Raw genomic sequence first — 25,631 nt, forward strand, 5'->3', positions numbered from 1 at the left:
TACAACGTTGATAGGCAGGGTGTGGAAGTGGTGCGAGCCATTAAGCTAACCTGTACTAATTACCCGTGAGGCTTAACCATACAACGCCAAACGCGTTTTATGACAGCGTAACAGACAGAAGTTAAGAAACTAAAGTAGACATTTACTTAATATCAGAATTCCAGATTTTAGTTAATTGCAAAAGCGATTAACGAACCAAATTTGCTTGGTGACAATAGCGTTTTGGACCCACCTGACCCCATGCCGAACTCAGTAGTGAAACGAAACAGCGCCGATGATAGTGTGGCATTTGCCATGTGAAAGTAGGACATCGCCAGGCTCCAAATTAAAGAAAGCCCGATTCGAAAGAGTCGGGCTTTTTTGCGTTTTAGCTGTCAGCTTTCAGCCATCAGACATCAGCTGAACTGCGGGGTTGTTTAGTACAGAGACTCCCTCAGCACTCCCTGTTCATTCTCCAGGTAGGTTGGGTAGAGCGGAGCGAAACCCAACACGAGTTAGCTAGTTACAAGTTAGCAAGGGTAAAGTTGAACTGTGTGGTTGTTTAGTACAGAGTCACCCTCAGCAACAACCCCCGTAGGAGGCACTTCAGTGCCGAATTCAGACCAGAACAAACACATTTACGGCTAAAGCCATTCCTACAAGTACACTTTGCCTAGAACCTCCGGCAGAGGAAGACGCAGCACCAAACACCTCCACCGCGCGGCTGATCGCTGACGGCTGAAAGCTGATAGCACTGTGTTAGGTTTCGCTGCGCTCTACCCAACCTACGCCAGATCTCAAACTTTACCCTTTCTAACTCGCTACTCACGTTTATAACGCTTACTCCCCTTGTCTTTGTTCTGCTTTGGCTAGTTGAATGTATTTGGTTTCGACTAGTTGTGAGAGAGGAACAAGTTCGAAGCCTTGTCGTTGTAGTTCTGGGAGTGCTTGCTGAAGAAATGTAACAGTTTCTGGGTAGGGGTGGGCAATGGCGATTGCGTAGTTGAAGTGCTCAGCTTTGCTTTTAAGTTCCTCAAGTTGATGTTGTAGCTGGCTTTGGGTGACATTGTTATCAAGAAATACATGACGAGATACATTAGCCACACCATACAGGTTAGCAACATTTTGCGCTTCACTTTGGCTGGTTGTACGGCTATCTAAGAAGTACAAACCACGTTTTTTTAAAACTTCCATCGTCCATTTCATTGGCTCGGTAAGCTGTGTTAGCTCAGAGCCCATATGGTTATTGACCCCTTTTACCTGTGGCAGTGATGCTAACGCATGGCCGAGGGTTGTTTGTAACTCAGACTTAGTCATAGTATCGGTGAGGGCTCCAGGACCAAGCGCTTTGCTTTTATCAAGCGCTTGCATTGGAACATGTAAAAGCAATTCTTTATGAGTTTTACTAGCACGCTCTGCAAAAATTTGTGAGTAAGGGGTATGGGGCAAGATAGAAAACGTAACTTGCCCTGGTAAGTTGAGTATCTCTAGATCGCGTTGATTATTACCAATGTCGTCTATAACAATGGCAATTTGCTTTGCTTGGCAGAATAGAGGCAAGCACAAAGCAGCGATTAATAAGCTTTTTAGTCGATTCACTTTTTGTAATTATTATATCCAGTGTGTGCGCTTACTTACTGCATAATAGCGAACTGTTTTGCTGTCAGCTGTTTTTTGTCCTGTCTATCAAGCAGTGAACTAAAAAGCGCCAATTCTTGTATATTTTTTATTATAACGTCTTGGTTAATTTCTGAAAGTATTGTTTGATTTATACTCACATCAGGTGTGATCCCTTTACCATCTATTGACTGACCAAGAGGGGTATAATAACGCGCAGTGGTGAGTTTTAATGCTGTATTACCGTTGCCTAGCGGAATAAGCGATTGCACTGAGCCTTTACCAAAAGATGTTTCGCCAATTAAAGTTGCACGTTGGTTATCGCGAAGTGCAGCGGCGAGAATTTCTGCGGCAGAAGCTGAGTTTTCATTTATTAAAACAGCAATAGGGGCTCCTTCTAAAATATCACCGCTATGCGCAGTGTATCTCTGGTTTGCCTCATTAAAGCGTCCTTTAGTTGAAACAATGATGCCGCTGTCTAGAAATAAGTCTGCAACCTCTATGGCGCCTTGCAATGTGCCGCCGGGATTATCACGTAAATCAATAATTAAACCAGATAATGGGAAGCTGTTATTAACTTGCATTTTTGCAAGTTCACGTGCAACGTCATGCAGTGTGTGATTATTAAATGTATTAATGCTTAATAAAGCGACGCCTGAATTGGATAGGTAGCCATGAACGCTTTCTAGTGTGATTTGCTGGCGCTTAATTGAAAAGCTTAATGCTGTTGATTCTTTTCGCATTATTGAAACATTGACGGCGTCTAATCCGCTCTCTCGAATCAGCGTTGCAACCTCATCAATACTCTTATTCATGATAGGCTGATGATTAATCGCAACAACTTCATCATTTATTTGTAATCCCGCTTGTTCTGCTGGGGAGTTACTTAAAGTATTGACGATATAAACTCGTCCATTATCCATTTTAACTTCGATCCCCAAGCCTGTGTAGCGACCATTGGTGTTGCTAAATATGGCATCGAGCTCATTTTCATTAAGATATTTAGAGTAGGGATCAAGCTGTTCTAGTAATTCTTCCACTTGGTCGTTATTAGGTTGACTAACAAAGCTATTTTGTAACTTCAAATCATCTACATAATAGGTGTGAATATTAAAAAGTATTTCGTTTAACTGTTGACGATGAAGTGTTTCAAGCGAGGGTTTAGCAATGCTTGGGAATGATTGAAACACCAAGCAAAAAAATGTAACTAACGTTATAAAACACAGCTGAGTAAAAAACTTGGCTGGGTAGATAGCTCTGAATGTAAGGGTTGTGTTTAGCATCAGCTGCTCCTCATAGGGTGCAGCTATTTAATCTATTAAATGCGTCTGCACCATTTTACAGGATTTACTGCGCGTCCTTTGTGGCGTATTTCAAAGTATAGACCAGGATCTGGCTGTCCGCCGCTTTGACCAACTAAAGCAATTGTTTCGCCTTCTCTAACAAGGTCACCAACATCGCGAAGTAGAGTTTGAGCATGGCCGTATAAGCTCATAAAGCCATCACCATGGTCAATGGCAATCACCCAACCAAAGCCATTTAACCAATCGGCATAAACAACTTGGCCGTTCTGTACGCTTTTAACATTACTGCCCTCTTTGGCACTAATGAGTACGCCTTTCCAGTCTATGTTGCCGTGCTTACGTTGTCCAAAGCGATGGCGTAGTGCCCCTTTGGTTGGCCAGTCTAGCTTTCCTTTACTGCTTTGAAGACCTAGTAGTTCTACTTTTTCACTGCGCTCTCTTTCTAACTCTTCAATGGCTGTGATGAGAGTTTGTTCATTCTCTTTTAAATAGTCTATTGAGCTTTTAGTCTCTTTGAGTGCTGACTGAAGTTTATTGAGGTTGTTTTTACGTTCTTGTTGAGCTTTAACTAAGGCCTGCTGACGCTGCTTTTGCTCATCATATAAGGCAACTAGACGTTGTTTCGTTTTTTCAAGCTCAGCTTGGTTGTCAGCTATTTCTTGCTGCAGTGCTTTGAGCTCTTCAATTTGCTTAATGCGTGCTTTATTTAGGTAATTGTAATAACTGAGTGTACGCTCAATTTTGGCTGTGTCTTGTTGGTTAAGCAGCATTTTTGAATAGTCATGGCTACCAGCCATGTAGGCGCTTTTTAGCTGGGCAGCTAATAAGGTTTGTCGCTTGGCTTGTTGAGCTTTAAGCTGCTGTGCTTTAGCTTGTTGTTCTCGCTGTTGTTGCTCGTTTTCTTTAACCGATTGGGCTGCAAGGTTTAATGCTTTGGCATTTTGAGCTATATCGAGCTCATGGGCGCGCAGATCTTTGCGCATTTGAGCAATGGACTTGCGTTGACCTTTAAGCTCAGCCTCTGTTTTTTGTAAAGCTGATTGAATGTCTGATAAGTCTTTTTTGGTTTGATCTTCATTAGCAACAACCGAAGTTGTTACTAATGAAGTCAGTATTAAACCAGTTTTAAAGAAGTGGTTAATACATTTACTCATAGCTTATTTCAGCGTCATGATTGGTTTACCAGTCATTTCACTTGGCTGCTCTAAGCCAAGTAGGTGAAGCATGGTTGGAGCCACGTCACTTAATGTTTTACCATCATGTGGTGTTGCATCACGGCCAACATAGATAAATGGCACAGGCTCACTAGTGTGTGCAGTATGCGCTTGACCTGTTGCTGGGTTAGCCATTTGTTCTGCATTACCGTGGTCTGCTGTGATCAGCGCTTCACCACCATGCTCTTCAAGTGCAGCTATAACACGACCAATACAGTGGTCAACAGCTTCACATGCTTTAACTGCAGCTTCGAATACACCTGAGTGACCTACCATGTCTCCGTTAGGGTAGTTACAGATGATGGCATCGTATTTACCGCTAGCGATTGCTTCAACAAGCTTATCGGTCAGCATTTCAGAGTTCATTTCTGGTTGCAGATCGTATGTTGCTACTTGTGGTGATGGAATTAGTTCGCGAGTCTCGCCAACAAATTCATCTTCACGACCACCACTAAAGAAAAAGGTCACGTGTGCGTATTTTTCTGTTTCAGAAATACGTAGCTGTGTTTTACCTTGCTTCTCTAACCATTCGCCTAATACATTTGTTAAAGGCTCTGGGGCAAATGCAATCGGCGCTTTGATGTCTGCTGCATACTCAGTCATCATCACAAAAGCGCTTAACTGTGGTGATTTTTTCTTATCAAAACCGCTAAAGTCAGCATCAACAAAGGCACGAGTCATTTCACGTGCTCGGTCTGCTCTGAAGTTAGCAAAGATAACAGTGTCGCCGTCATTAATCTCAACAGCTGTCTGGCCTTCTGGTACTACTGTAGTTGCAGCAACGAATTCATCGTTTTCATCACGTGCATAAGCCTCTTCTAGTGCGGTTACGCCATCAGTGTAACTGTATTCAGCAATGCCACTAACCATAACGTCATAAGCAAGCTCGACACGGTTCCAACGGTTATCGCGGTCCATTGCATAGTAACGACCAACAAGTGTTGCTAAACGGCCGCAGCCAAGTTCTGCAAATAATGCTTCGATACGCTCAATTGATGCTTTTGCACTGCGTGGCGGCGTGTCACGACCATCTAAGAAACCGTGGAAGTAAACTTCTTTTGCACCGCGCTTGGCTGCAAGTTCAATCGTTGCAACAATGTGGTCTTCGTGACTATGAACACCACCCGGGCTTAAAAGACCCATGATATGTACAGCTTTGCCTGCATTTACAGCTTTGTCGATATTATCAACAAGTGCTGGGTTGCTATCGAATTCACCATCATCAATGGCTTTTGTGATGCGCGTAAAATCTTGGTAAACAATACGGCCAGCACCTAAGTTTACGTGGCCTACTTCAGAGTTACCCATTTGTCCTGCAGGTAAACCAACATCAAGTCCCGAACCTGAAATTAATGTATGTGGGCGGGTTGCCCAAAGGTTATCGAGTACTGGGGTATTAGCAGCAAGTATAGCGTTACTTTCTGTATCTTCACGGTATCCCCAACCGTCTAAGATCATTAATACCAATGGTTTTTTATGCTCTGTCATTATAGCTCCTGAAGATTGGCACTTATATATCACTAGCATACCGTGTTTTATGGTTTTGATCAGCTATCAATATGTCATATTAAAATATTTCACGCCCTAGCATTTTCAATTCAAGCACGTATACTTGCGTGGCAAATTTTAATTAACCCATGGCTATGCGCTGTGGTACCTAAATTTCTTAGTGGAAAACGCATGGATCAATATATTGAATTTATCTCAAATCATCCGGTTTTGAGCATCATTTGGTTAGCATTAGTAGCAATGCTGATCAGCAGTTGGTTTAAAAGAAAATTTTCAGCTATTCGCCAGATTAACCCACAACAAGTAACTTTGCTGATTAATCGTGAAGATGGTCAAGTCGTTGATATTCGTCCTCAAAAAGAATTTAATTCGGGTCGAATTGCGGGTGCAGAGCATTTAAATCCGGAAAAAGCTAAACAATCTGATTTTTCAAGCCTTGAAAAGTTCAAGAGTAAACCCATTATACTTGTATGTACTACAGGCATGACAGCTTCAGGTATCGCAACTGCTATGCATAAAGCAGGCTATGAGCGTGTTTATGTATTATCAGGTGGTATGGGTGCATGGCAATCAGCGAGCCTACCAACAACGACAGGCCGTTAAATATCTACGTTGCAGCTCGATAGAGGAATTATTATGAGTAATGTTGTTCTTTACACAAAAGCATACTGTCCATTCTGCCAACGCGCTTTGGCATTGTTAGACAGTAAAGGTGTAAACTATACGAACATTGATATTGGTGTTCATCCAGAACGACGCGATGAAATGATCGATAAAGCAAATGGTGGTTACACGGTGCCACAAATTTTCATCAATGATGAACATATCGGTGGTTGCGACGACATGATGGCAATAGAGGCTCAAGGCCTTTTAGACGCAAAGCTTAACGCTTAATTTTTTAATTATAAAAACGAATTCAAGATAGGAATTACAATGAACGAAGAAAATCAAAACGCAGCAGAACAACAAGCAGGCGCGCAATTCACAATCCAACGTATTTACACAAAAGATGTTTCATTCGAGACACCTAATTCGCCAGCAATTTTCCAAAAAGAGTGGACTCCTGAAGTTAAACTTGACCTAGATACTCGTTCTAACAAGTTAGAAGAAGGTGTATTTGAAGTTGTTCTTGCATTAACAGTGACAGCATCTATCGGTGAAGAAACTGCGTTCCTTTGTGAAATTCAACAAGCAGGTATTTTTACTATCGCTGATGTTGAAGAAGTACAACTTGCACACATGCTAGGTGCATTCTGCCCGAACGTACTTTTCCCTTACGCTCGTGAAGCAGTATCAAACTTAGTTAACCGTGGTACTTTCCCACAATTAAACTTAGCACCAGTTAACTTTGATGTTCTTTTTGCTCAATACATGCAACAGCGTGCAGCTCAAGAGCAACAGGCAACTGCAGACGCATAAGCTATGACTACAGCACAATCAGCTGTTACAGTTTTAGGGGCGGGGTCGTATGGCACCGCCCTTGCTATTTGCTTTGCCAGAAATGGTCACCCAGTCACTTTATGGGGGCGCAATAGCGATGACGTTGCTACGCTTGCAGCTGAGCGAAAAAATCAACGTTATGTTCCTGATGTCACCTTTCCTGAGTCGCTAAAGCTAGAAGCTGATCTAGAAACAGCAGTAAAAGCAAGTAAAATCATTCTAGTGGTTGTACCAAGTCATGCTTTTGCAGGCACTCTTCAGAAAATAAAACCATGGTTAAACGAGGAAGCCGAAGTTGCGTGGGCAACAAAAGGTTTAGAGCCTAACACAGGGCGTTTATTGCAAGAAGTTGCAGTACAAGAGCTTGGGGATAATATTCCATTGGCTGTGCTTTCAGGACCTACTTTTGCTAAAGAAATGGCTATGGGCTTGCCAACAGCTATTTCGGTATCGTCGACTTCTAAAGATTTTGCAAAGCAGCTGGCTGATCTTTTACATTGTGGCCGCTCATTTAGGGTGTATAACAATGATGATTTCATTGGTATACAACTTGGTGGCGCAGTAAAAAATGTTATTGCGATTGGCGCAGGTATGTCGGACGGTTTTGGCTTTGGGGCTAATGCTCGTACAGCTTTAATAACCCGTGGTTTAGCTGAGCTGTGTCGTTTAGGTTGTGCATTAGGTGCCCGTTCAGATACCTTTATGGGCATGGCTGGTCTTGGTGACTTAATCTTAACCTGTACAGATAACCAATCGCGTAACCGTCGTTTTGGTCTGGCACTGGGTAAAGGTGAAGGAGTCGAAGCGGCAATCGAATCAATCGGTCAGGTTGTCGAAGGCTATAGAAATACTAAAGAAGTGTTTTTACTTGCTGAGCGTACCGGCATCGAAATGCCGATCACAGAGCAAATTTACAAAGTGCTTTATGAAAATAAAGATGTAAAAGAAGCTGCGATGGCGTTGCTTGGTCGAGAGCAAAAGTCAGAGTAATGATACTGGCGCACTTAAAACAAAACGCGATTAGTAATCGCGTTTTTTGTTTTTTACAACTTATAACTGCTCGCAATGTGAGGTACTAATACCTTCTCTTTTAAAGATCTAAAAAACTAAATCTTAGCCTTGTTATTAACCAGATTTTGTTGCCTCAAAATAGCTCACTTAATTAAGCGAATAGGTATTACTTAAGTTGGTTGTTTAACTTGTTTTTATTAATGAAATCGACCACTTGTTCAGCTTTAAGAGGCTTACTGTAATAGAATCCCTGTTGAAAATGGCAACCCATAATATGTAACATGTAAGCCTGCTCTTGGGTTTCAACGCCCTCGGCAATAATATTAATACCGAGATACTTTGCCAAGCGGACAATAGTTGCCGTGATGTTTCTATCTTGATCGTTATGAGCGATGTCTTTGACAAAGGATTTGTCAATTTTTAGGGTGTCGATAGGAAACCGTTTCAGGTAACTTAATGATGAGTGCCCTGTACCAAAGTCGTCTAGGGCGATGTTAACACCAAGCGCTTTTATACGTGTCATTTGCTGAAGGGCAAACTCAGGGTTATCCATCATTGCACTTTCTGTTATTTCTAACTCCAAGCAGTAGGCTGGCACATCAAACTTGCCTAAGTATTCTATTAATGTGTCTATTAAGCTACTGTGCTGAAAGTGTAAAGCAGAAATGTTAATGGCTACATTGCCAAACCGTATATTTTGCTTTTGCCAGCTAGATAGTTGTTTTAGTAACCGCTCTATTAGTAATTGTGTTAGTGGGATAATGGCACCATTTTGTTCTGCAAGAGGGATGAATTCGTCAGGTGTTATAATACTGCCATCATCTTGAGGCCACCTAACTAGGGCTTCAAAGCCATGCAGACGATTGTGTTGAGCATCAAACTTAGGTTGAAAGTAAAGCTCAAAGTCATTATTGGTAATTGCCTTAAACAGAGCGCTTTCTTTCGTTAACTCGGTTGGGTCAAGTGTGTGGCGATCTTTATCAAAAAACTGGTATGTATTTCGGCCTATTTTTTTTGCATGATTTAATGCGCTATTCGCACTGCGCATCAGGTTCTCGCAGTTATAAGCATTGTCTGGATAAATAGCGAGACCACAACATACAGATAATGAAGTTTCAAAATTATCCAGCATAAAAGGTGTTTTGAATTGCTGAAGAACTGTATCCACAGTTTGTTTTGCAAAGAATATCGTTTTTCCTGAATAAAGGTATGGAGGAACAAGTATTGCAAACTCATCTGCACCTAGTCTGGCGATTGTGAAGCCTGAATTGAGCGATGCTGTTAAGCGGCACGCGACCTCTTTGAGTAACACATCACCTAAGGTATGACCTAAAGAGTCATTTATCTTTTTGAAATTATCGATGTCAATAAATACGATGAGTAAACTCGGGTAAGTGTCGTTACATGCTTTGATTGCTTTATCAAGAGATTCAATAAAAATAGCACGATTCGATAATCCTGTAACAGTATCTTTTGTTGTGAGCTTAAGCATACTGCGCTCAGTATTTTTACGAGTTGTGATATCGTAAAACAGTCCAACATAGCGAACAGTAGGCTTAGTCAGTGATGAGGTTATTACTTTGGTGATTGATAAAGCCAGAGCGTAAGGTTGACCGTCTTTACGAATGTTCCACATTTCGCCAGACCAGTAACCATCTTGCTCTAACTCTTGGAGAATGATTGCTTCAAGCTGTTGGTCTCGACCGCTTTGAGTTAGCGCCTTAAACTTTTTGCCGATAACATCGACTTTTTGATAGCCAGTAATTTCAGAAAAAGCGTCATTTATCTCAATGATATTGAAGTCTTCGTCGGTTATCCAAATAGCATCTTTTGCTTTAGACAATAACGCATCCGTGAATATCATTTTTTTATTTCTGTAATAAAAAAACAGCCAAGCCAAAAGTAATAAGATAATGAAGGCCAGAAGAATGATATATGGAAAATTAGAAGCTTGCGTGGGCAAGGTTGTTGCAGCTGATGCTTTACCTAATGGAAGATGCATCAGCAAGGTCGAGCAACATAAAATATGAAAAGGGCGCATTTAAAACCATCTTTAGGAACAAGCCAGCCTATTTAGGTTAGTTCATAAAAAATGGTAATGCTAAATAATTAGTGTGTTTTTATTAAAAACGTTTTTTCAATAACTTACTGGCCATTAACAAAGCCAAGTTGACGCCAAGACTCATATACAAATACAGCCACAGAATTAGATAAGTTCATGCTTCGACTGTCTTTTTGCATCGGGATACGTACTCGTTGCTCTTTAGGTAAAGATTGAATGAGCTCATCAGGTAGGCCTCGAGTTTCCGGACCAAACACTAAACAGTCACCTGGTTGGTATTGTGCTTGATGGTGAAACTGACTGCCTTTAGTCGTACATGCATAGACTTTCTTAGGTTGGCATTTTTCTAGGTATGCTTCGAACGAAGCATGACGTTGTACGTGACTAAATTCATGATAATCAAGTCCTGCACGTTTTACACGCTTGTCATCCCATTCAAAGCCAAGAGGTTCAATAAGATGTAAGGCGTAGCCAGTGTTTGCGCATAAACGGATGATATTTCCAGTGTTAGGTGGGATCTCTGGTTGGTATAACACTATATCAAGCATGTGACTCTCTTTTTAAACAATATCAATTGTAGGTGAGTATACACGAACTCAAATAAAAAGATGATATACTGACAACTGTTAATATCTAAAGGTAAGTTTTGTGCAACATCGCAGTTATGAGTTTTGGGTTAAAACAGCTAGTTTAGTGACTATCACTATGGTCAGCTTGATGATTGCCGCAAAAAGTTGGGCATGGCTTGCTTCAGGCTCAGCATCTATGCTTGGCTCATTAACCGACTCACTGATGGACATCACTGCATCTTTAATGAGCTTTTTAGTGCTAGGTTATGCATTACGTCCAGCGGATGATGATCATCGCTTTGGTCATGGTAAAGCGGAAGCATTAGCTGGCCTTGCTCAAGCCGCATTCATTGCCGGTTCTGGTTGTTTTTTAGCGTTCCATGGTATTGAGCGTTTATTCAACCCTGTTACCTTAAAGCATTCTGATTTAGGTATTTGGGTAAGTATTTTTGCGATTGTTTGTACGTTAGTGGTGGTATTTGTACAAACCAAAGTGATTAACCACACAGAATCTATCGCAATTAAAGCTGACTCAATTCATTACAAAGGTGACTTAATCTTAAATCTAGCTGTGTTGCTGGCTATTGTGTTGGCTAAATACGGTGTTGCGTATGCAGATCCTCTGTTTGCAATTGGCGTCGCGGTTTATTTACTTTATAACAGTTGGGATATTGCCCGTGAAAGTGCTGATCATCTGATGGACAAAGAGCTTCCTGATGAAGAAAAAGAAACGATTCTTGCCATTGTAAATAGTCATCGAGATGTTTATGGCGCACATGATATTCGTACCCGCCAAGGCGGTAAGATCAAATTCATTCAAATGCATTTGGAGCTAGAAGATTCACTATCGCTCATTCGTGCTCATCAAGTTGCTGATGAAGTTGAGGTAATGATCCAAACTCATTTTGCATGTGAGATGGATATATTAGTTCACCTAGACCCGCTCTCAGTCGTTCAGAAGTCTCGTCAAACAGAGTCACAAAACTGATAAAAATCGCTGAGTACTGCCTGTCTTATCTCGTCGCGTTCACATAATAGTTCATGGCGAGCACCCACGTAGGTTTTCAATCGTGCATGTTTCTGTTTATGGGTAAGTGCAAATTGCGCAGCATTATCGACCACGGTATCTTGCTCTGCACTTGCGATAAATAAAGGAATATCGACTTTTTTATCGATTAAAGAAGCAATAAAATCAAACGATGCATTGAGCCAGCCGTAGGTGACGCCACCTAGTTGTAAATCATCTTCTGCTGCATAAAGTTCCCTAAACAGCTTATAGCGAATTTCACTACTGGTTAATTCATTGGCTGTAAAGTCGACCGGCAAATAGTCGCTTTGGCCAAATGCGTAACTACGGCCAAGACCAAGTAAGGATGCAATTTTAGCTGCCAGTTTTGCTAAAGGCTTTGGTGTACCTTTGGTGTGAATATCAAACATTGGCGCGGATAAAAAAGCACCTGAAAACTGATGCTGATAACGCGAGAGGTAATCATAGGCAATGGCACTCCCCATTGAATGGCCGAGTAAAATCTGCTTTCCTTGCCAGTGCTGCTTTACCACTTTATCAATAAACACGGCAAAGTCATCTGCATAGTCAGTAAAACGATTTACATAGCCTTTATGAGCGTTTTTTAAATGACGATAAGAGCGACCTTGGCCTTGGTGGTCAACACTAAAAACCGCACAGCCATTTTGATAAAGTTCCCACAGTAACTCCTTATACTTAACCAAAGACTCAATTCGGCCACTACTAATGATGACAGCTGTATTTGCTTGCTCAGGTATGGCATAACCATAATAAAGCTGACCATGATTCGTGCTAAGAAAGTCTTTTTGTAATTGCTCAGAAAAAAACTGATTGATGTGATCTGTGTTATTTATAAGGCTAGCTTCAGTGCTATAAAACATTTACTGACTCTTTAAAGGAAGGCGGATGTTAACGCAAAGTCCACCATGTTCTTGGTTTTCAAGTGTTAGTGTACCATCATGTGCAGAGATCGCATTCTTTGCAATTGCAAGCCCTAAACCTGTACCACCGGTGTTTCTATCGCGTGCATGCTCTTGACGAAAGAAAGGCTCACACAGCCTTGCAAGGTTTGCTTCATCAACACCTTTACCATCGTCGCAAATAGTCATGTAAATAGCATCAGACTCTTCTAGGTTAATTGAAATGGTGTGCTCTGCGTACTTAATTGCATTGCGAAGCACGTTTTCAAGCGCACTGGCAATTAAGGTTTCATCACATCGAATATCGGTTGTGAGCGCACCATTAACACGCAATACTTTATTACTTTGTTTGGCTTCAAATTGGGCGTCGTTAAGTACGTGATCGACTATGATTTGTAGTGACTGCGTACTTAATGAAAGGGTCTGACTCTTCGCTTCTAACCGTGACACTTGTAGTACATCGGCAATCATTTTATCAAGCTGGTTGGCCTCTTTTTCGATACGCTCTAAATAGGCCTGTTGGGTATCATCAGCCTGCATTTGCGCAAGGCCAGTTGCCATTTTTAAGCGCGTTAAAGGTGAACGCAGCTCATGAGAAATATCTGCTAGTAATCGCTTTTGAGCCGTAATAAGTTGTTCAAGCTGTATTGCCATAGCATTAAAATCACGCCCGAGTACACCAAGTTCATCTTGTCGAGTGGACGATACATCCGCTCGGGCTGCTAAGTTACCATTTGCGAGTTTTTTTGCTGTTTCTTTTAAGCTATTAATAGGTGCAATTAAGTTGCGACTGAAGAAAAAGCTGAGCATTAATGATGCAATTAAAGCGATAAATAGCTTTAACCACGTTGGCATTAGCCATAAGCTAACGAAAAACGGCTTTTTGCGTTTCTCGTCAATCTCATAGAGGTAAAACTTACCTTCGGGTACATTTAATTCTATTGGCCCATAAGCTTGATACTCATCGGTAAATATAATTTGTGGGCTCATGTATTTAGTAAAGTTAAGCAAACTTAAGTCAATGTCTTTAGAGATAGGTTCACTGAGCATTTCAACTCCATGTACGTCACCATTTAAGTACAGCAATTTATGCTTTGAAAAGCGCGGATGGGATAATACTTCTTGCGTTGATTTGCCATGTTTAGCAACTATCCGCTCAATACTTTTTGCAGTGTACTGCAAGTTTTTTAGCATCGGGCCGCGTAGATTATCACTGCCTACATTGCTGGTTAGTTGACTCAAAAAAACGAGTAGGGTAATAGTGGCCAGCACGGTAATCCAAAACCATACAAAGATTTTTAAAAATAGGTAGTGACGTGGGTGCTTTAACCAACTAGGAGGTGTCATGTTATTCACCTTGAATGAGTACGTAGCCACTACCACGTATTGTTTTTATTCGTTCATTGTTGACATGTTCAGCTATTTTCTTACGAATATTACTCACATGCATATCTATTGACCGGTCAAACGGAGCAAGGCGTCTCCCCAATACTTGTTCACTTATTTGTTCTTTACTGATCACTTCTCCTGCATGGTCTACTAACATTGCAAGAATTTCATATTCAGTACCTGTTAGGCTGAGGATGTTGTCGTTTACTGAGGCCTCACGTGTTGCAAAGTTAATATTGATACTGTTTACACTTAACGAATTGCTATGTTGATTAGACAGACTATTAATATGTTCAATACGACGGGTAATTGCTTTAACGCGAGCTAGTAGCTCTCTGTGATTAAATGGTTTGGCAATATAATCATCAGCGCCAAGCTCTAACCCAAAGATACGATCAAAGTCCTCTCCTTTGGCTGTTAGCATGATCACAGGAGTGAGTTTATGCTGCCTTAATTGTTTTAAGACTTCAAACCCATCCATAGAGGGAAGCATCACATCAAGTAGAATAAGTTCGTAGTTATATTGCAGTGCTTGTTTTAGTCCTTCAGCGCCATCATGAAAACAATCTACTGTAAATCCCTGTGCTGTTAAGTACTCACTGAGTAATTCGCACAACCCTGTATCGTCGTCGATCATTAATAGTTTCATTTGACACCTAGCAGTTTAATTCTTTGAGGTTATTTTACTCAGTAAATTGTGTAAAAGTGAATCTTTACACAACCTTTACACTGCTTTGCGTTCCTTTGCATTGTAATGAGTATAGTTAACTCATCAGTCGAAAACGACTCTGGAACACCACTCAACAAAAGGTAATGATTATGACTATTTCGAATAAACTTTCTAAATTCGTACTTGTTTGTGGCTTAGCAGCTGCCAGTGTTGGTACTACTTCAGCAATGGCAAAAGGTGACTTTAATCGTGGAATGAACCCACAAGCACGCTTTTTACTTTCTGAGCGCGGTATTGATAAATTACAACTTACAGAAGAGCAGCAAACGAAACTAAAAGCGATTTTTGCTGAGCAGAAAACGCAATTTGAAGCGTTACGTGGTGACAAAGATGCAATGAAAGCCGCTCGTGCAGCTCACAAAGAAAAAATGGATGTATTATTATCTACAGCAAAATTTGACGAAAATGCGGCTCTTGAGCTAATCAAAGCACGTCAGGCGAAAGCTCAGCAGTTTGCCTTGTTAAAGATGAAATCAGAGCATGATATTTGGCAGGTTTTGAATACTGAGCAACGTGAAAGCTACCAAGAAATTAAAAAGCATCTTCGTAAAAAAGGCCATAAAAAGGGTCATCATGGAAATCGTGGCGAGCGTAAAGGTGAGCGCTCTGAAGGTTAAAAGCGAGTTACTATTAATAAATAAAATGCGGCAAATGCCGCATTTTTGTATTTTATACCAATGCGCTTAATAAAGTGGTCTATTTTGAGGCAGCAAAACCTCGTTGATAACAAGGCAAAAATTTCGTTATTTAGTTGTGCTCGGCAATTGATCCTGCATTGCTCTACCTTCTGCATCCATGCAGTCGTAATTCAGAAATTTTTAACCCAGGTAGCGACAGGTTTAATCCCTCAAAGTGATTAAGTATTATTGCGGGTTGGTTCTACTTTAAATTTACTCTTTAAAGAATGAGTCGTCATTTTTAGCGAGCATGGCTTCAATATCTTCAATCATATCTTGGCTAAGCTCATTAGCATTGCTAATAGGTGTTGAAATTCGATTATTTTCGAATGACCACTCACCTAAATCAATAAGTTGACATCGTTTTGAACAGAATGGACGGAACGGACTTTGTTCTGACCACTCCACTTTTTCTTTACAGGTTGGACAATTTACAACAGTTGGCATTGCTGCTTCTCAATAATTCATTTAGGCTGATCTTACTGAACTGGAGTGAGAGAATCCAGTAACGAGTTAGAAACTCGTTACTCGATTGATTTCTGCAAGTGAGGTGACACCCGCTGCGGCTTTTTTGAGTCCAGATAATCGTAAGTTATTGAATCCTGATCTTAATGCTACTTCTGCAATCTCTAAGGAATTACCACCACGCATAATAATTTGCGCAATTTCAGGTGTGATCTGCATTACTTCATAGACACCAACACGTCCTTTATAACCCTCAGTGCAACTATCACAACCTTTAGGTGCAAATAGTTGTATCTCACTAAGCTTGTCTTTATCAAAACCTTGGCGAATCAGTTCTTCATCAGGTAGTGTTTCTGGTGTTTTACACTTAGGGCAAAGTCGTCTTGCTAGACGCTGTGCAATAATAAGACTAATTGAACTTGCTACGTTATAAGCAGGCACCCCCATATTTAAAAGACGAGTTAGGGTTTCTGGCGCTGAGTTTGTGTGTAGAGTTGATAAAACTAAGTGACCCGTTTGTGCTGCTTTAATCGCGATTTCAGCGGTTTCAAGATCACGGATCTCACCAACCATGACAACATCAGGATCTTGTCGTAAGAATGCTTTTAATGCGTTAGCAAAGGTCATTTCAGCTTTTGGATTAATTTGTACTTGGTTTATCCCTTCAAGGTTTATCTCTACTGGATCTTCGGCGGTACTAATATTACGCTCTGGCTGGTTGAGAATGTTTAAACCAGTATAAAGTGATACGGTTTTACCAGACCCTGTAGGACCTGTCACCAAGATCATCCCTTGTGGCTGCTCAAGTGCATCCATGTAAAGCTTCTTCTGCTCAGGCTCATAGCCAAGGACATCGATACCGAGCATGGCACTTGATGAGTCGAGAATACGCATTACGATTTTCTCGCCCCATAATGTAGGCAATGTACTTACACGAAAATCGATACTTTTACGTTCGGTTATTTTAAGCTTAATACGACCATCTTGAGGTTTACGTTTTTCTGCGATATCTAGTCGCGACATAACCTTGATACGTGCAGATAAGCGGCTAGCCAAGCTATTTGGCGGGCTTGCCATCTCATGCAAAATACCATCAATACGAAAACGCACACGATATCGGTGTTCATAAGGTTCAAAGTGTAAATCCGACGCGCCTTTTTTAATTGCATCCATTAAAATTTTATTGATGTAGACAATAATCGGTGCATCGTCTTTGTCTTCATCTTTAGCTGCTAAATCAGTTGAGGTTTCGGTTTCAAGCTCGCCAAGCTCTTTAAATTCGCTTTCGCTAAGATGTAAACTTCCGGTCGCATCGAATAATTGTTCAATTTTATTTTCGAGTTGATTGTAATCAACAACCACGACTTCGCATGAGAGACCTGTACTAAACTCAAAGTTTTCAAATGCACCATAGTCGGTCGGATCCGATGCGGCTATATAGAGCTTACTGCCTTTTTTTACAAGTGGCAGAATGTGATGCTCGCGAATGAGTTTTTCTTTGATCAGCTCTTCAGAAATTTTTGTGACATCAAAGTCTTTAATATCAAAATAAGGAACACGAAATAGATCGGTGCATTGCTCGGCAAGTTCACGACCATCCATACCGCAACTTTTAGCTATAAGCTCTGCGGTAGAACTATACTCTTTTTGTTTTAACTTTACTGTCTCGGCATCAATACGTCCAAGAGTAATGTACTTTCTGAGAAGCGGTGAGTTTATATTCATTGCGCACCTAAGTTGAGCCTATCTTTGCCACAATTTACCAGAAAAAATTAGGGTATAACATCAGTCTTGTCTGATTTAGTCAAAATTGCAAAATAAAATCATCATAAACTCATGTATTTACATTTATTGCTAATTCTTTTGGGTTAGTTTGTGACGTGCTAATTAATATTAGCATTCTATTTTGAATTAGCTATTGTTGTGCAGATGCTAAATATGAGAGATGTAACTCTTTAACTGTTAGAAAAACCTCTCTAAGAGGACGATTGTTATCTAAAATATCATCCGCTTTTAGTAGCTTATCGTCTCTAGACATTTGTGAGGCTATGATTTGCTCAGCTAATTCAGTGGAAACATTATCGCGTGCCGTGGTTCTCGTTATTTGCACCTCAACCGGAACGTCAACGAGCAAAGTGCGGTTACAAAATTTCTCTAAGCCATTTTCGAATAGTAGTGGTGCAACTAATATTACATAGGAGCTGGTGGCCTTTTGTAATTGCCTCAGCATTGATTCTCTAATAAGCGGGTGCAATAAGCTATTTAGCCATTGTTTTTTAGATTCATCAGCAAAGATTATTGTTCTTAGTTTTGCGCGATCGAGTGTGCTGCTACTCGTGAGTATTTCATCACCAAAATATTCAGTAATTTTTTTTAGACCCGTTGAGCCTGGCTCGACAACTTCTCTGGCAACAACATCAGCGTCGACTACTTTAATTCCAAGTTCTTCAAACATTGCGCTTACCGCGCTTTTTCCAGAGCCAATACCGCCAGTAATTCCTAAAATCCACTTTGCCATAATCAGTAACCTAAAAAGTTAAAGTAATAGGCTTGAATTTGCTCACGCCATAGCAAAGTGACCCAACCAGCAATCGCAAGGTAAGGCCCAAATGGGATTGGCGTGGTTTTATCTTTACCTTGAATGATTATTTGTGTAATGCCAATGATGGCACCAACGACACTTGATAATAGCACGATAGTTAAAATATCTTGCCAGCCTAGTAGCGCACCAAACACAGCTAACAGTTTAAAGTCGCCATAACCCATGCCTTCTTTACCAGTAGCAAGCTTGAATAACCAGTAGACACTCCATAAGCTCAGGTAGCCAACTGCGGCGCCGATAATAGCATCGCTCGGAGCAATGGTAATATCCAAAGTTGCAGCAATTAATGCTAACCAAACCAATGGCAATGTGAGCTGATCAGGCAGTAACATATGATCTATATCTATAAAGGTTAAAGCGACCAAAACCCAAGTAATTAATATATAAAGTAGAGCTAATTTAGTTGGACCAAACACAGCTGCAACTATTAAACTTAAAACAGCTGTTAAAATTTCAACAATAGGATAACGCACCGAAATCGGTGTTTTGCAACTGGCACAACGACCTTTGAGTAATAACCAACTTAGTACAGGAATATTCTGCCAAGCTTTTATTGGTGCTTTGCATGTAGGGCAAGTTGAATTAGGTTTTACTAAGTTAAAGGGGTCTTGTTCTGTTTGCTGTTTTGAATTGAGCTCACCGGCCAATACAATACGGCATTCCGTTTGCCATTCTCGTTTCATCATCCGTGGCAAACGATAAATCACCACATTTAAAAAGCTACCAATACACAGGCTAACTAAGCCCACAGTCAAAAAATAAAACCACTGCTGACTTTGCATTGCAGTGGTTATATCAAGAAAAAAGTTTTCCATTAAATTACCTAACTTCTGGCCATTTATAGGCCGATTTTATTTCGCTGTGTTGAACCGTTTTTATTATTTATTTTATATTGCAAACTATCAATCAAGGTTTAGTATTTTTCTTACAGTTATATTTTAAATCACTGAGCCTAATTGGAAGATAGGCAAGTACATAGCAACAATTAACCCACCAACAAGGACGCCTAATACAACCATAATTAAAGGCTCAAGTAAGCTTGATAAGCCATCAACGGCATCATCAACTTCTTGCTCATAAATAGTTGCTACCTTTGCAAGCATACCATCTAGCGAACCTGACTCTTCACCAATAGCCACCATCTGCACTACCATATCTGGGAAAATTTTTGTGTTGCGCATTGCCCAGTTCATTAAATTACCAGAGCTTACTTCGGCTTTTATCTCTAAAATCGCATAACGGTATACCGCGTTGCCAGAAGCGCCAGCAGCAGAATCGAGTGCGTCAACTAAAGGTACACCTGCCGCAAAAGTCGTTGAGAGCGTACGAGCGTATCGTGCAACAGCTGCTTTATTTAAAATCATACCAACAACAGGTAGTTTTAATATTGCTCTATCATTGGCATCCCTGAGTTTTCTGCTCTTAAGAAGTGCTTCTTTATAAATATAGCCTGCAGCTACTACAATGATTAGCATTACCCACCAATATTCCTGCATAAACTCCGAAATACCAATTACCATAAGAGTAAAAGCAGGTAGCTCTGCGCCAAAGCCGTTAAAAATATCTTGGAATTGCGGCACGACAAATATCAGCAAAATAGATGTTACGATTATAGCAACCACCAAAACCGCAATAGGATAAAACATGGCTTTTTTAATCTTTGATTTAAGAGCCTCTGCTTTTTCTTTATAAAGCGCAACACGGTCATAAATTTTATCAAGTGCGCCTGACTGCTCACCAGATGCAACTAAGTCGCAATAAAGATCATCAAAATAGCGAGGGTGCTTTCGTAAAGCTTGAGAAAGGGGAATACCTGCTTTTACTTCATCAGCAATACCCTCCATTAATTTTGCAACGCTTTTGTTCTTTGCACCAGAGTCTATCATTTCAATAGACTGAATTAGGGGAACACCTGCCATCAGCATAGTTGCAATTTGTCTAGAAATTAGGGCGATATCCTTAGAGGTTATTTTCTGTACACGTGAGCCAAACATTGGTTTTGCTTTACGCTTAACTTTTGAAGGCGTAATACCTTGCTTTCGTAACTGCGCTTTGACTAAAGCAATGCTTTGCCCTGAAAGCTCACCCTCAAGTTTTTTACCTCGAGCACTTACACCAACCCATTCAAAAGTATCTAAAGATTGCTTTTCTTGAACTTTACTCATTGTAAATCCATATGTTACTGATTGATGTTTAATAGCTTAATAGTAGCGGCCTTTTGAGGCTGAAACAATTGATAAGGTGATGTTATCTTGCTTAAATATGAAGATTCAGAGGATTCGGGTCTCAAAAGTGCAAAATACATTAAAGGTTTATAGAACAAAGTTTGTTTGGAGTTTTATTCATTTTCTAGTGGGTAGCTTGTTCTTGTTTATAGTTGCCACTTGGCTTTTTTTTAGCTGGTTTAATCATGGGCGATACTTACTCACTGATTTAGTGGGTATTACAGTAATTATTCTTTCAATTGATCTTGTATTGGGCCCAATATTTAACTTCTGGTTGCTATCGCCACTAAAGTCGAAGCGTGAAAACTCAATTAATTTTGGCTGTATCCTCATGTTACAGATTGTATCGCTTGCTTATGGTATTACTCAGATAGATGGTCAACGTTTGGCCTATATTGTTAAATGGCAAAACTCCTACTTTACGGTGTTAAAAAGTGAGGATAGAAGAGTAAACCATGAAGAAGCTTTATATCACTTTAATGAGCCTACAGTGCAAAGTAATGAAAGAGCTTTTTATGAAATGATGATAAAACATGCCGTACCACCGATTGAAATGTATGAATATTTTGTGGAAGTTCCGTTATCGAGCGAATGTAATGAATCACCTTGCGAAGTGATTTCTAAATCAGGGCTAGTTAAATTAAAAAGTACCAAAGAGGGCATGGTCTTTTTTTAGCAAGTACCACCGCTGATACAAGTGCTAGTTTGTGACAACTTCCATATTAATTGACCAGCATTTAATTGCCCTTGCATTATATAAGTATCACCATTCGACTCAGACGCATCAGCAGTCGCTGTTGATGTAATAATAAAATTCCCCGAATTCGTGATTTCAATGTTTGATACATGTTTAGGAGAAGTAAAATCGGTTTTTTTACGACCTAGCTTAGTGAAGGTGTCGCATTTAGATAAATCAACATACCTGTGATAACAAAGCTCAACCGCTCTTTGCAAAGCATTACTGGCAAGCACAACTTCAGTGAATTTAGAACGTTTGAAATGGTTGTTATAGGCAGGAAGAGCCAATGATAACAGAAGACCTAATATTGCCACCGTTACCATTAGCTCGATTAGTGTAAAACCATTAGGTTTTTTCACAATTAAATAAGCTTACAATTAGCAGATACCTGCTGCTACACAATCACCTGATTGTGCCCAAACAAGAGTGCCATTTTTTGCTGTAGGCGTAAGGATATAAGTCTTTCCATCAACAGAAGCTGCGCCTGTTGCTGTTACCTTTCCTTTAGCTTCTACTTTAACTTCTGCAACATGATCACCGGCAGCCGCGCCAGTTGAGTTCAGGCCAATTTCGGCAGCTGTGTCACAGTTATCTAAATTACCAGCCCCACGAGTCTGATAGCACACATCAACAAGACCTTTAGCCGAAGATGCAGCTAAAACTACTTCAGAAAAACGTGCTTTTTTAGTGTAAGTTTGGTATTGCGGTAGTGCGATAGCTGCAAGAATACCGATGATTGCAATTACAATCATTAATTCAATTAGGGTGAAACCCTGTTGCTTTTGTTGTGTCATTTGTTCCTCTCCTAAAGGATATGATGATTTAGTAAGTTTAGCTATAACTTCAGCGTTGTAAATCCAAGGCTCAACTTACAGGTTAAATCTTACAGTTTTAATTTAAATGTCTTCAAATATAGCGTGATTGATAACAAAGTTTTCAACAAACATCCCATGTTCAAAGCATATAAAATTACTTTAGCATTATTCAATGCATTTGAAAGCTATTTTACTGTAAGACAAGCGGTTTTTCTGAACTTTCCGGCCTTACTTTGAGACAGGTCAAGCCTCTAAAATAGGGGGAACCCATTAGTAAAGTCTATGCGCCTGCTGTAAATCATTGAAATGTTTATAGTTTAACTTTTAGTTATGAGTAGGTTAATACAAAAGGTTGATCTACATCAAACAAATGTATGTTTTTTGTTACTCACCTAAGCTTTTTACGTATTTAATGCTTTTTTTATTTTCTTGTCAATAAATTAGGTAAGTCACTAAATACGTATAAAGGGGAAGTTAGCCGTCAAATCGCATGGATAGATCGATTGATTGTAAGTTTTTTGTAAGTGCACCGCTCGAGATAAAATCTATACCTGCTTGCGAGTAAGTTTTAAGAGTTTCGAGTGTCATATTGCCAGACACTTCAAGTTTTGCGCGCTTATCTGTTATTGTGACTGCTTGCTGAATTTGCTCAACGGTGAAGTTGTCGAGCATAATGATATCAGCACCCGCAGTGATTGCTTGCTCAAGCTCATTAAGTGATTCTACTTCTACTTCAACTGGCTTTGTAGGGTGGTTGCTTTTTGCTTGTGCTACTGCTTTATCAATACCGCCACATGCAGCGATGTGGTTTTCTTTAATAAGAAATGCATCAAATAGCCCGATGCGGTGATTCGCGCCACCACCACATTTAACTGCGTATTTTTGTAACGCCCGTAAGCCAGGAATTGTTTTGCGTGTATCGAGTAGCTGTGTGGTTGTACCTTCTAGCTCTTTTACATAACGAGCAGTTGTTGTTGCTGTGCCAGAAAGTGTTTGTACAAAGTTAAGGGCCGTGCGCTCTGCAGTTAAAATAGCGCGAGCTGAACCAGATGCTGTAAACAAAGTGGCATTCGCTGCGACTTTATCGCCATCATTTACCAGTACATCAACTTTCACTGTTGGATCGACTTGGTTAAATACTTCTAAAATAATCTCTTTTCCACAAAATACACAGTCTTCACGAGTTATTACCTTGGCATTCGCTTGCTCGTTTTCAGGTATCAGCTGTGCGGTGATATCACCGTCACCGGCGCTTTGGTAATTCAAATCTTCATCAAGGGCAAGTTTAACCAATTGGCTAATTAAAGAGTGAGGGACTGACATGTAGAAAGCTCATTGTTTATGAATAAATTGGCGAAATTTTACTATGTTTAACCCCTTATTAGAAGTTAAAGATCGACCGCCAGTAGAGGAGGCTTAATCGCATCCTCCTTAGCGAAAATGAATCTAACTAGACCCTAAGTTTTTAACCATTTACACTATTTAACTTTACTGTCATTGTTAGTTTTTAAAATGCATATAAATGAACTTGGTCAATTAAACAATGTGTTACAACGTCCATGTGCACATTATGATGAACGCCCTGATAATGAAGTCTCATTATTGGTCATTCATAATATTTCTTTGCCGGCAGGGCAGTTTGCAACACCTTATGTTGATGATTTATTTATGGGATGTATTGATTGTTCTGCGCATGAGAGCTTTGCTGATTTAGAGGGTTTGCGGGTTTCCGCCCATTGCTTTATTCGTCGTACAGGAGAGATAATTCAGTATGTTCCTTTTACCAAACGAGCTTGGCATGCAGGCGTATCAACATTTGAAGGCAGAGAACGCTGTAATGACTTTAGTATTGGTATTGAGCTTGAAGGCACCGACACGCAAGCGTATACCCAAGCACAATATAATGCATTACACTTGGTGACATCGGCATTAATCGAAAAGTACCCAGATATTAATCGTTCGCGTATCGTTGGTCATTGTGACATTGCACCGGGCCGAAAAACGGATCCAGGTAGAAGTTTCGATTGGCAATACTATTTTGATTTAGTGTTTTAGTTAAAGGATATAGGTAAAAGCATGATCTTAATTTCAATAATTATTGCTTTGGTGATTGAGCGTTTAGGGGCGCGGGCTGATTATTGGCAAATCGGTTTTTATGCCAACTCCTATCTTAAGCACTCGCAAAAACACCTTTCAGAAAAAGGCTTATTCAATTCCCCAATAGGCTTTTTGATTTGGTTAATGTTACCAGTGGTTGCCGTTGGACTAGTTTATCAATTCTCAGATTTTATAATTTGGCAGTTAGCTGTGAATGTTGCTGTACTGTTGGTTTGCTTTGGCTGTGCTAAGCAGCGTGCTTTATATAAGTCATACTTAAATGCATTAACACGTAACGATCAAGAAGCTGCTTCTTTATTTGCATTACAGATGGGGCAAAAGAAAACAGAAGATCAGCCCCATGGTGAGACATTTGGGCAAACGCTAGCATGGCTAAATTTTCGTTTTTATTGTGCAGTGATTTTTTGGTTTGTGGTTTTAGGTGTACCAGGCGCGGTGCTTTATGCACTAGTTCGAACCTTTGCAGACAAGGTAAGGGACGATCACAGTGTTGTCTATGCTAAACGTTTTAAACTGATTCATAGCTTACTGTTTTGGCTCGATTGGTTACCAGCACGTGTTGCTAGCTTTGGTTATTTAGTGATTGGTAACTTTAATAAAGGCACCAGTTGTTGGTTGAAGTATGTGCTCGACTTTTCAGTTAGTAACCGAAAAGTCGTTACGCAAACCGCACTTGCTGCTGAGCAAATAGAGCAACAACATTTTGGCTGTACTTACGAAGCCACCTGCATGATGAAACTTGTAAAAAGAAATGTATTGTTCTTTTTAGTGATTATTGCAGCACTTACTTTATTTGGTGGTTTGGCGTAGTAGATTGTAGGAATGACTTTATTCATAAATTGCTCTGTTAGTGCACTTCTATTGAGTTCTGATTTTTCAGCACTGAAGTGCATCCTACCTGTACTTGCTTCCAAGTCATTCAAATAGACTAACATCTACTATCTGATGACTAAATGCTTAGATGTAATACCTAGTGCTTACCAATCTGGTCTGACCATTTAATTTTTATTGTTTTTTCCTTCAGAAAAAGTCACTTTAATCCATACTGTTTAATCTTTAAGCGAATTGCGTTAGGGTGTTATTAGTCTTAAATCGCACTGAAATTGACAGAAATACGGGTTTTTGATACCGTATGTCTCAATTTGGTATGACCAATTTACCTTTTTGGTCAAGGCACAAAGTTAAGTACCCGATATTTATAGGGTTAATGCATAACAAT

General features: G+C 40.1%; 26 protein-coding genes and 2 rRNA genes. 11 read left to right on the forward strand and 17 right to left on the reverse strand.

Annotation, left to right across the window (positions count from 1 at the left end; all coding sequences use genetic code 11):
• Together L1267_RS00005 and rrf are read left to right on the forward strand one after the other, a co-directional pair.
• Positions 1-80: ribosomal RNA gene (locus L1267_RS00005) — 23S ribosomal RNA — on the forward strand; the annotation flags it as partial.
• Between the two features lie 124 nt (positions 81-204).
• Positions 205-319: ribosomal RNA gene (rrf, locus tag L1267_RS00010) — 5S ribosomal RNA — on the forward strand.
• A gap of 500 nt (positions 320-819) precedes the next feature.
• Here rrf and L1267_RS00015 read toward each other — a convergent pair.
• Genes L1267_RS00015 through gpmM form a run of 4 tightly spaced genes read right to left on the reverse strand, consistent with a single transcriptional unit; the run spans position 820 to position 5,602 of the window.
• Positions 820-1,578 carry a divergent polysaccharide deacetylase family protein gene (locus tag L1267_RS00015; protein ID WP_235381737.1) on the reverse strand — a complete coding sequence of 253 codons (759 nt, stop codon included), beginning with the start codon at positions 1,576-1,578 and terminating at the stop codon, positions 820-822.
• Positions 1,579-1,613: 35 nt separating this feature from the next.
• Positions 1,614-2,879 carry a S41 family peptidase gene (locus tag L1267_RS00020; RefSeq protein WP_235381739.1) on the reverse strand — a complete coding sequence of 422 codons (1,266 nt, stop codon included), beginning with the start codon at positions 2,877-2,879 and terminating at the stop codon, positions 1,614-1,616.
• Between the two features lie 35 nt (positions 2,880-2,914).
• Complete coding sequence (locus L1267_RS00025; RefSeq protein WP_135923530.1) at positions 2,915-4,054, reverse strand: murein hydrolase activator EnvC family protein; 1,140 nt, start codon at positions 4,052-4,054, stop codon at positions 2,915-2,917.
• Positions 4,055-4,057: 3 nt separating this feature from the next.
• Positions 4,058-5,602 carry a 2,3-bisphosphoglycerate-independent phosphoglycerate mutase gene (gene gpmM / locus L1267_RS00030; RefSeq protein ID WP_135923531.1) on the reverse strand — a complete coding sequence of 515 codons (1,545 nt, stop codon included), beginning with the start codon at positions 5,600-5,602 and terminating at the stop codon, positions 4,058-4,060.
• Between the two features lie 192 nt (positions 5,603-5,794).
• On the opposite strand from gpmM, the gene L1267_RS00035 reads away from it, so the two are divergent.
• The 4 genes from L1267_RS00035 to gpsA are packed head-to-tail and all read left to right on the forward strand — an operon-like array spanning position 5,795 to position 8,053.
• A complete protein-coding gene (locus L1267_RS00035; protein ID WP_235381740.1) occupies positions 5,795-6,226 on the forward strand; it encodes a rhodanese-like domain-containing protein in 432 nt (143 codons plus the stop codon).
• A 33-nt stretch (positions 6,227-6,259) separates the two neighbouring features.
• On the forward strand, positions 6,260-6,517 hold the full coding sequence (gene grxC / locus L1267_RS00040; RefSeq protein WP_135923533.1) for a glutaredoxin 3: 258 nt from the start codon (positions 6,260-6,262) through the stop codon (positions 6,515-6,517).
• A gap of 39 nt (positions 6,518-6,556) precedes the next feature.
• The gene (secB, locus tag L1267_RS00045) at positions 6,557-7,042 is read left to right on the forward strand and encodes a protein-export chaperone SecB (RefSeq protein ID WP_235381741.1); all 486 of its coding nucleotides are present in this window, start codon (positions 6,557-6,559) and stop codon (positions 7,040-7,042) included.
• A gap of 3 nt (positions 7,043-7,045) precedes the next feature.
• Positions 7,046-8,053 carry an NAD(P)H-dependent glycerol-3-phosphate dehydrogenase gene (gene gpsA / locus L1267_RS00050; RefSeq protein WP_135923535.1) on the forward strand — a complete coding sequence of 336 codons (1,008 nt, stop codon included), beginning with the start codon at positions 7,046-7,048 and terminating at the stop codon, positions 8,051-8,053.
• Positions 8,054-8,240: 187 nt separating this feature from the next.
• Here gpsA and L1267_RS00055 read toward each other — a convergent pair whose 3' ends face one another.
• The gene (locus tag L1267_RS00055; protein ID WP_205994297.1) at positions 8,241-9,938 is read right to left on the reverse strand and encodes a putative bifunctional diguanylate cyclase/phosphodiesterase; all 1,698 of its coding nucleotides are present in this window, start codon (positions 9,936-9,938) and stop codon (positions 8,241-8,243) included.
• 281 nt (positions 9,939-10,219) lie between these two features.
• Positions 10,220-10,684, reverse strand: coding sequence for a tRNA (uridine(34)/cytosine(34)/5-carboxymethylaminomethyluridine(34)-2'-O)-methyltransferase TrmL (gene trmL, locus L1267_RS00060; protein ID WP_054550977.1), 465 nt, complete (start codon positions 10,682-10,684; stop codon positions 10,220-10,222).
• 100 nt (positions 10,685-10,784) lie between these two features.
• Between trmL and L1267_RS00065 the strand changes: the two genes are divergently transcribed.
• Positions 10,785-11,693, forward strand: a complete 909-nt coding sequence (locus L1267_RS00065; protein ID WP_135923537.1) for a cation diffusion facilitator family transporter — start codon at positions 10,785-10,787, stop codon at positions 11,691-11,693.
• Here L1267_RS00065 and L1267_RS00070 read toward each other — a convergent pair.
• From L1267_RS00070 to L1267_RS00080, 3 genes are read right to left on the reverse strand one after another with little or no spacing between them, the layout of a single operon-like run.
• A complete protein-coding gene (locus L1267_RS00070; protein ID WP_138558580.1) occupies positions 11,672-12,613 on the reverse strand; it encodes an alpha/beta fold hydrolase in 942 nt (313 codons plus the stop codon). The genes L1267_RS00065 and L1267_RS00070 overlap by 22 nt on opposite strands.
• On the reverse strand, positions 12,614-13,999 hold the full coding sequence (locus tag L1267_RS00075) for an ATP-binding protein (RefSeq protein WP_138558581.1): 1,386 nt from the start codon (positions 13,997-13,999) through the stop codon (positions 12,614-12,616).
• 1 nt (position 14,000) lies between these two features.
• Positions 14,001-14,690, reverse strand: a complete 690-nt coding sequence (locus L1267_RS00080; protein ID WP_135923540.1) for a response regulator transcription factor — start codon at positions 14,688-14,690, stop codon at positions 14,001-14,003.
• Between the two features lie 170 nt (positions 14,691-14,860).
• On the opposite strand from L1267_RS00080, the gene L1267_RS00085 reads away from it, so the two are divergent.
• On the forward strand, positions 14,861-15,388 hold the full coding sequence (locus tag L1267_RS00085) for a Spy/CpxP family protein refolding chaperone (RefSeq protein ID WP_135923541.1): 528 nt from the start codon (positions 14,861-14,863) through the stop codon (positions 15,386-15,388).
• A gap of 273 nt (positions 15,389-15,661) precedes the next feature.
• Here L1267_RS00085 and yacG read toward each other — a convergent pair whose 3' ends face one another.
• From yacG to L1267_RS00110, 5 genes are all read right to left on the reverse strand, one after another.
• Complete coding sequence (yacG, locus tag L1267_RS00090) at positions 15,662-15,895, reverse strand: DNA gyrase inhibitor YacG (RefSeq protein ID WP_135923543.1); 234 nt, start codon at positions 15,893-15,895, stop codon at positions 15,662-15,664.
• Positions 15,896-15,961: 66 nt separating this feature from the next.
• Positions 15,962-17,638: a type IV-A pilus assembly ATPase PilB gene (gene pilB, locus L1267_RS00095; protein ID WP_135923544.1), complete on the reverse strand. Its 1,677-nt coding sequence runs from the start codon at positions 17,636-17,638 to the stop codon at positions 15,962-15,964.
• A gap of 190 nt (positions 17,639-17,828) precedes the next feature.
• Positions 17,829-18,431, reverse strand: a complete 603-nt coding sequence (coaE, locus tag L1267_RS00100; RefSeq protein ID WP_138558583.1) for a dephospho-CoA kinase — start codon at positions 18,429-18,431, stop codon at positions 17,829-17,831.
• A gap of 2 nt (positions 18,432-18,433) precedes the next feature.
• Complete coding sequence (locus tag L1267_RS00105; RefSeq protein WP_138558584.1) at positions 18,434-19,330, reverse strand: prepilin peptidase; 897 nt, start codon at positions 19,328-19,330, stop codon at positions 18,434-18,436.
• A gap of 123 nt (positions 19,331-19,453) precedes the next feature.
• Positions 19,454-20,680: a type II secretion system F family protein gene (locus L1267_RS00110; protein WP_235381742.1), complete on the reverse strand. Its 1,227-nt coding sequence runs from the start codon at positions 20,678-20,680 to the stop codon at positions 19,454-19,456.
• 127 nt (positions 20,681-20,807) lie between these two features.
• On the opposite strand from L1267_RS00110, the gene L1267_RS00115 reads away from it, so the two are divergent.
• Positions 20,808-21,416 carry a fimbrial assembly protein gene (locus tag L1267_RS00115; RefSeq protein WP_235381743.1) on the forward strand — a complete coding sequence of 203 codons (609 nt, stop codon included), beginning with the start codon at positions 20,808-20,810 and terminating at the stop codon, positions 21,414-21,416.
• Here L1267_RS00115 and L1267_RS00120 read toward each other — a convergent pair.
• The 3 genes from L1267_RS00120 to nadC form a co-directional block, all read right to left on the reverse strand.
• Positions 21,413-21,838 carry a pilin gene (locus tag L1267_RS00120; protein WP_135923548.1) on the reverse strand — a complete coding sequence of 142 codons (426 nt, stop codon included), beginning with the start codon at positions 21,836-21,838 and terminating at the stop codon, positions 21,413-21,415. The two genes, L1267_RS00115 and L1267_RS00120, sit on opposite strands and share 4 nt — an antisense overlap.
• An 18-nt stretch (positions 21,839-21,856) precedes the next feature.
• Positions 21,857-22,273 carry a pilin gene (locus tag L1267_RS00125; RefSeq protein WP_135923549.1) on the reverse strand — a complete coding sequence of 139 codons (417 nt, stop codon included), beginning with the start codon at positions 22,271-22,273 and terminating at the stop codon, positions 21,857-21,859.
• A gap of 495 nt (positions 22,274-22,768) precedes the next feature.
• Positions 22,769-23,617 carry a carboxylating nicotinate-nucleotide diphosphorylase gene (nadC, locus tag L1267_RS00130; protein WP_138558585.1) on the reverse strand — a complete coding sequence of 283 codons (849 nt, stop codon included), beginning with the start codon at positions 23,615-23,617 and terminating at the stop codon, positions 22,769-22,771.
• A 189-nt stretch (positions 23,618-23,806) separates the two neighbouring features.
• On the opposite strand from nadC, the gene ampD reads away from it, so the two are divergent.
• The gene (gene ampD / locus L1267_RS00135; protein ID WP_135923551.1) at positions 23,807-24,349 is read left to right on the forward strand and encodes a 1,6-anhydro-N-acetylmuramyl-L-alanine amidase AmpD; all 543 of its coding nucleotides are present in this window, start codon (positions 23,807-23,809) and stop codon (positions 24,347-24,349) included.
• Positions 24,350-24,370: 21 nt separating this feature from the next.
• On the forward strand, positions 24,371-25,222 hold the full coding sequence (ampE, locus tag L1267_RS00140) for a beta-lactamase regulator AmpE (protein ID WP_138558586.1): 852 nt from the start codon (positions 24,371-24,373) through the stop codon (positions 25,220-25,222).
• Positions 25,223-25,631: the final 409 nt, after the last annotated feature.

This window comes from Pseudoalteromonas sp. OFAV1, assembly GCF_021532595.1.
GTDB lineage: Bacteria > Pseudomonadota > Gammaproteobacteria > Enterobacterales > Alteromonadaceae > Pseudoalteromonas > Pseudoalteromonas lipolytica_C.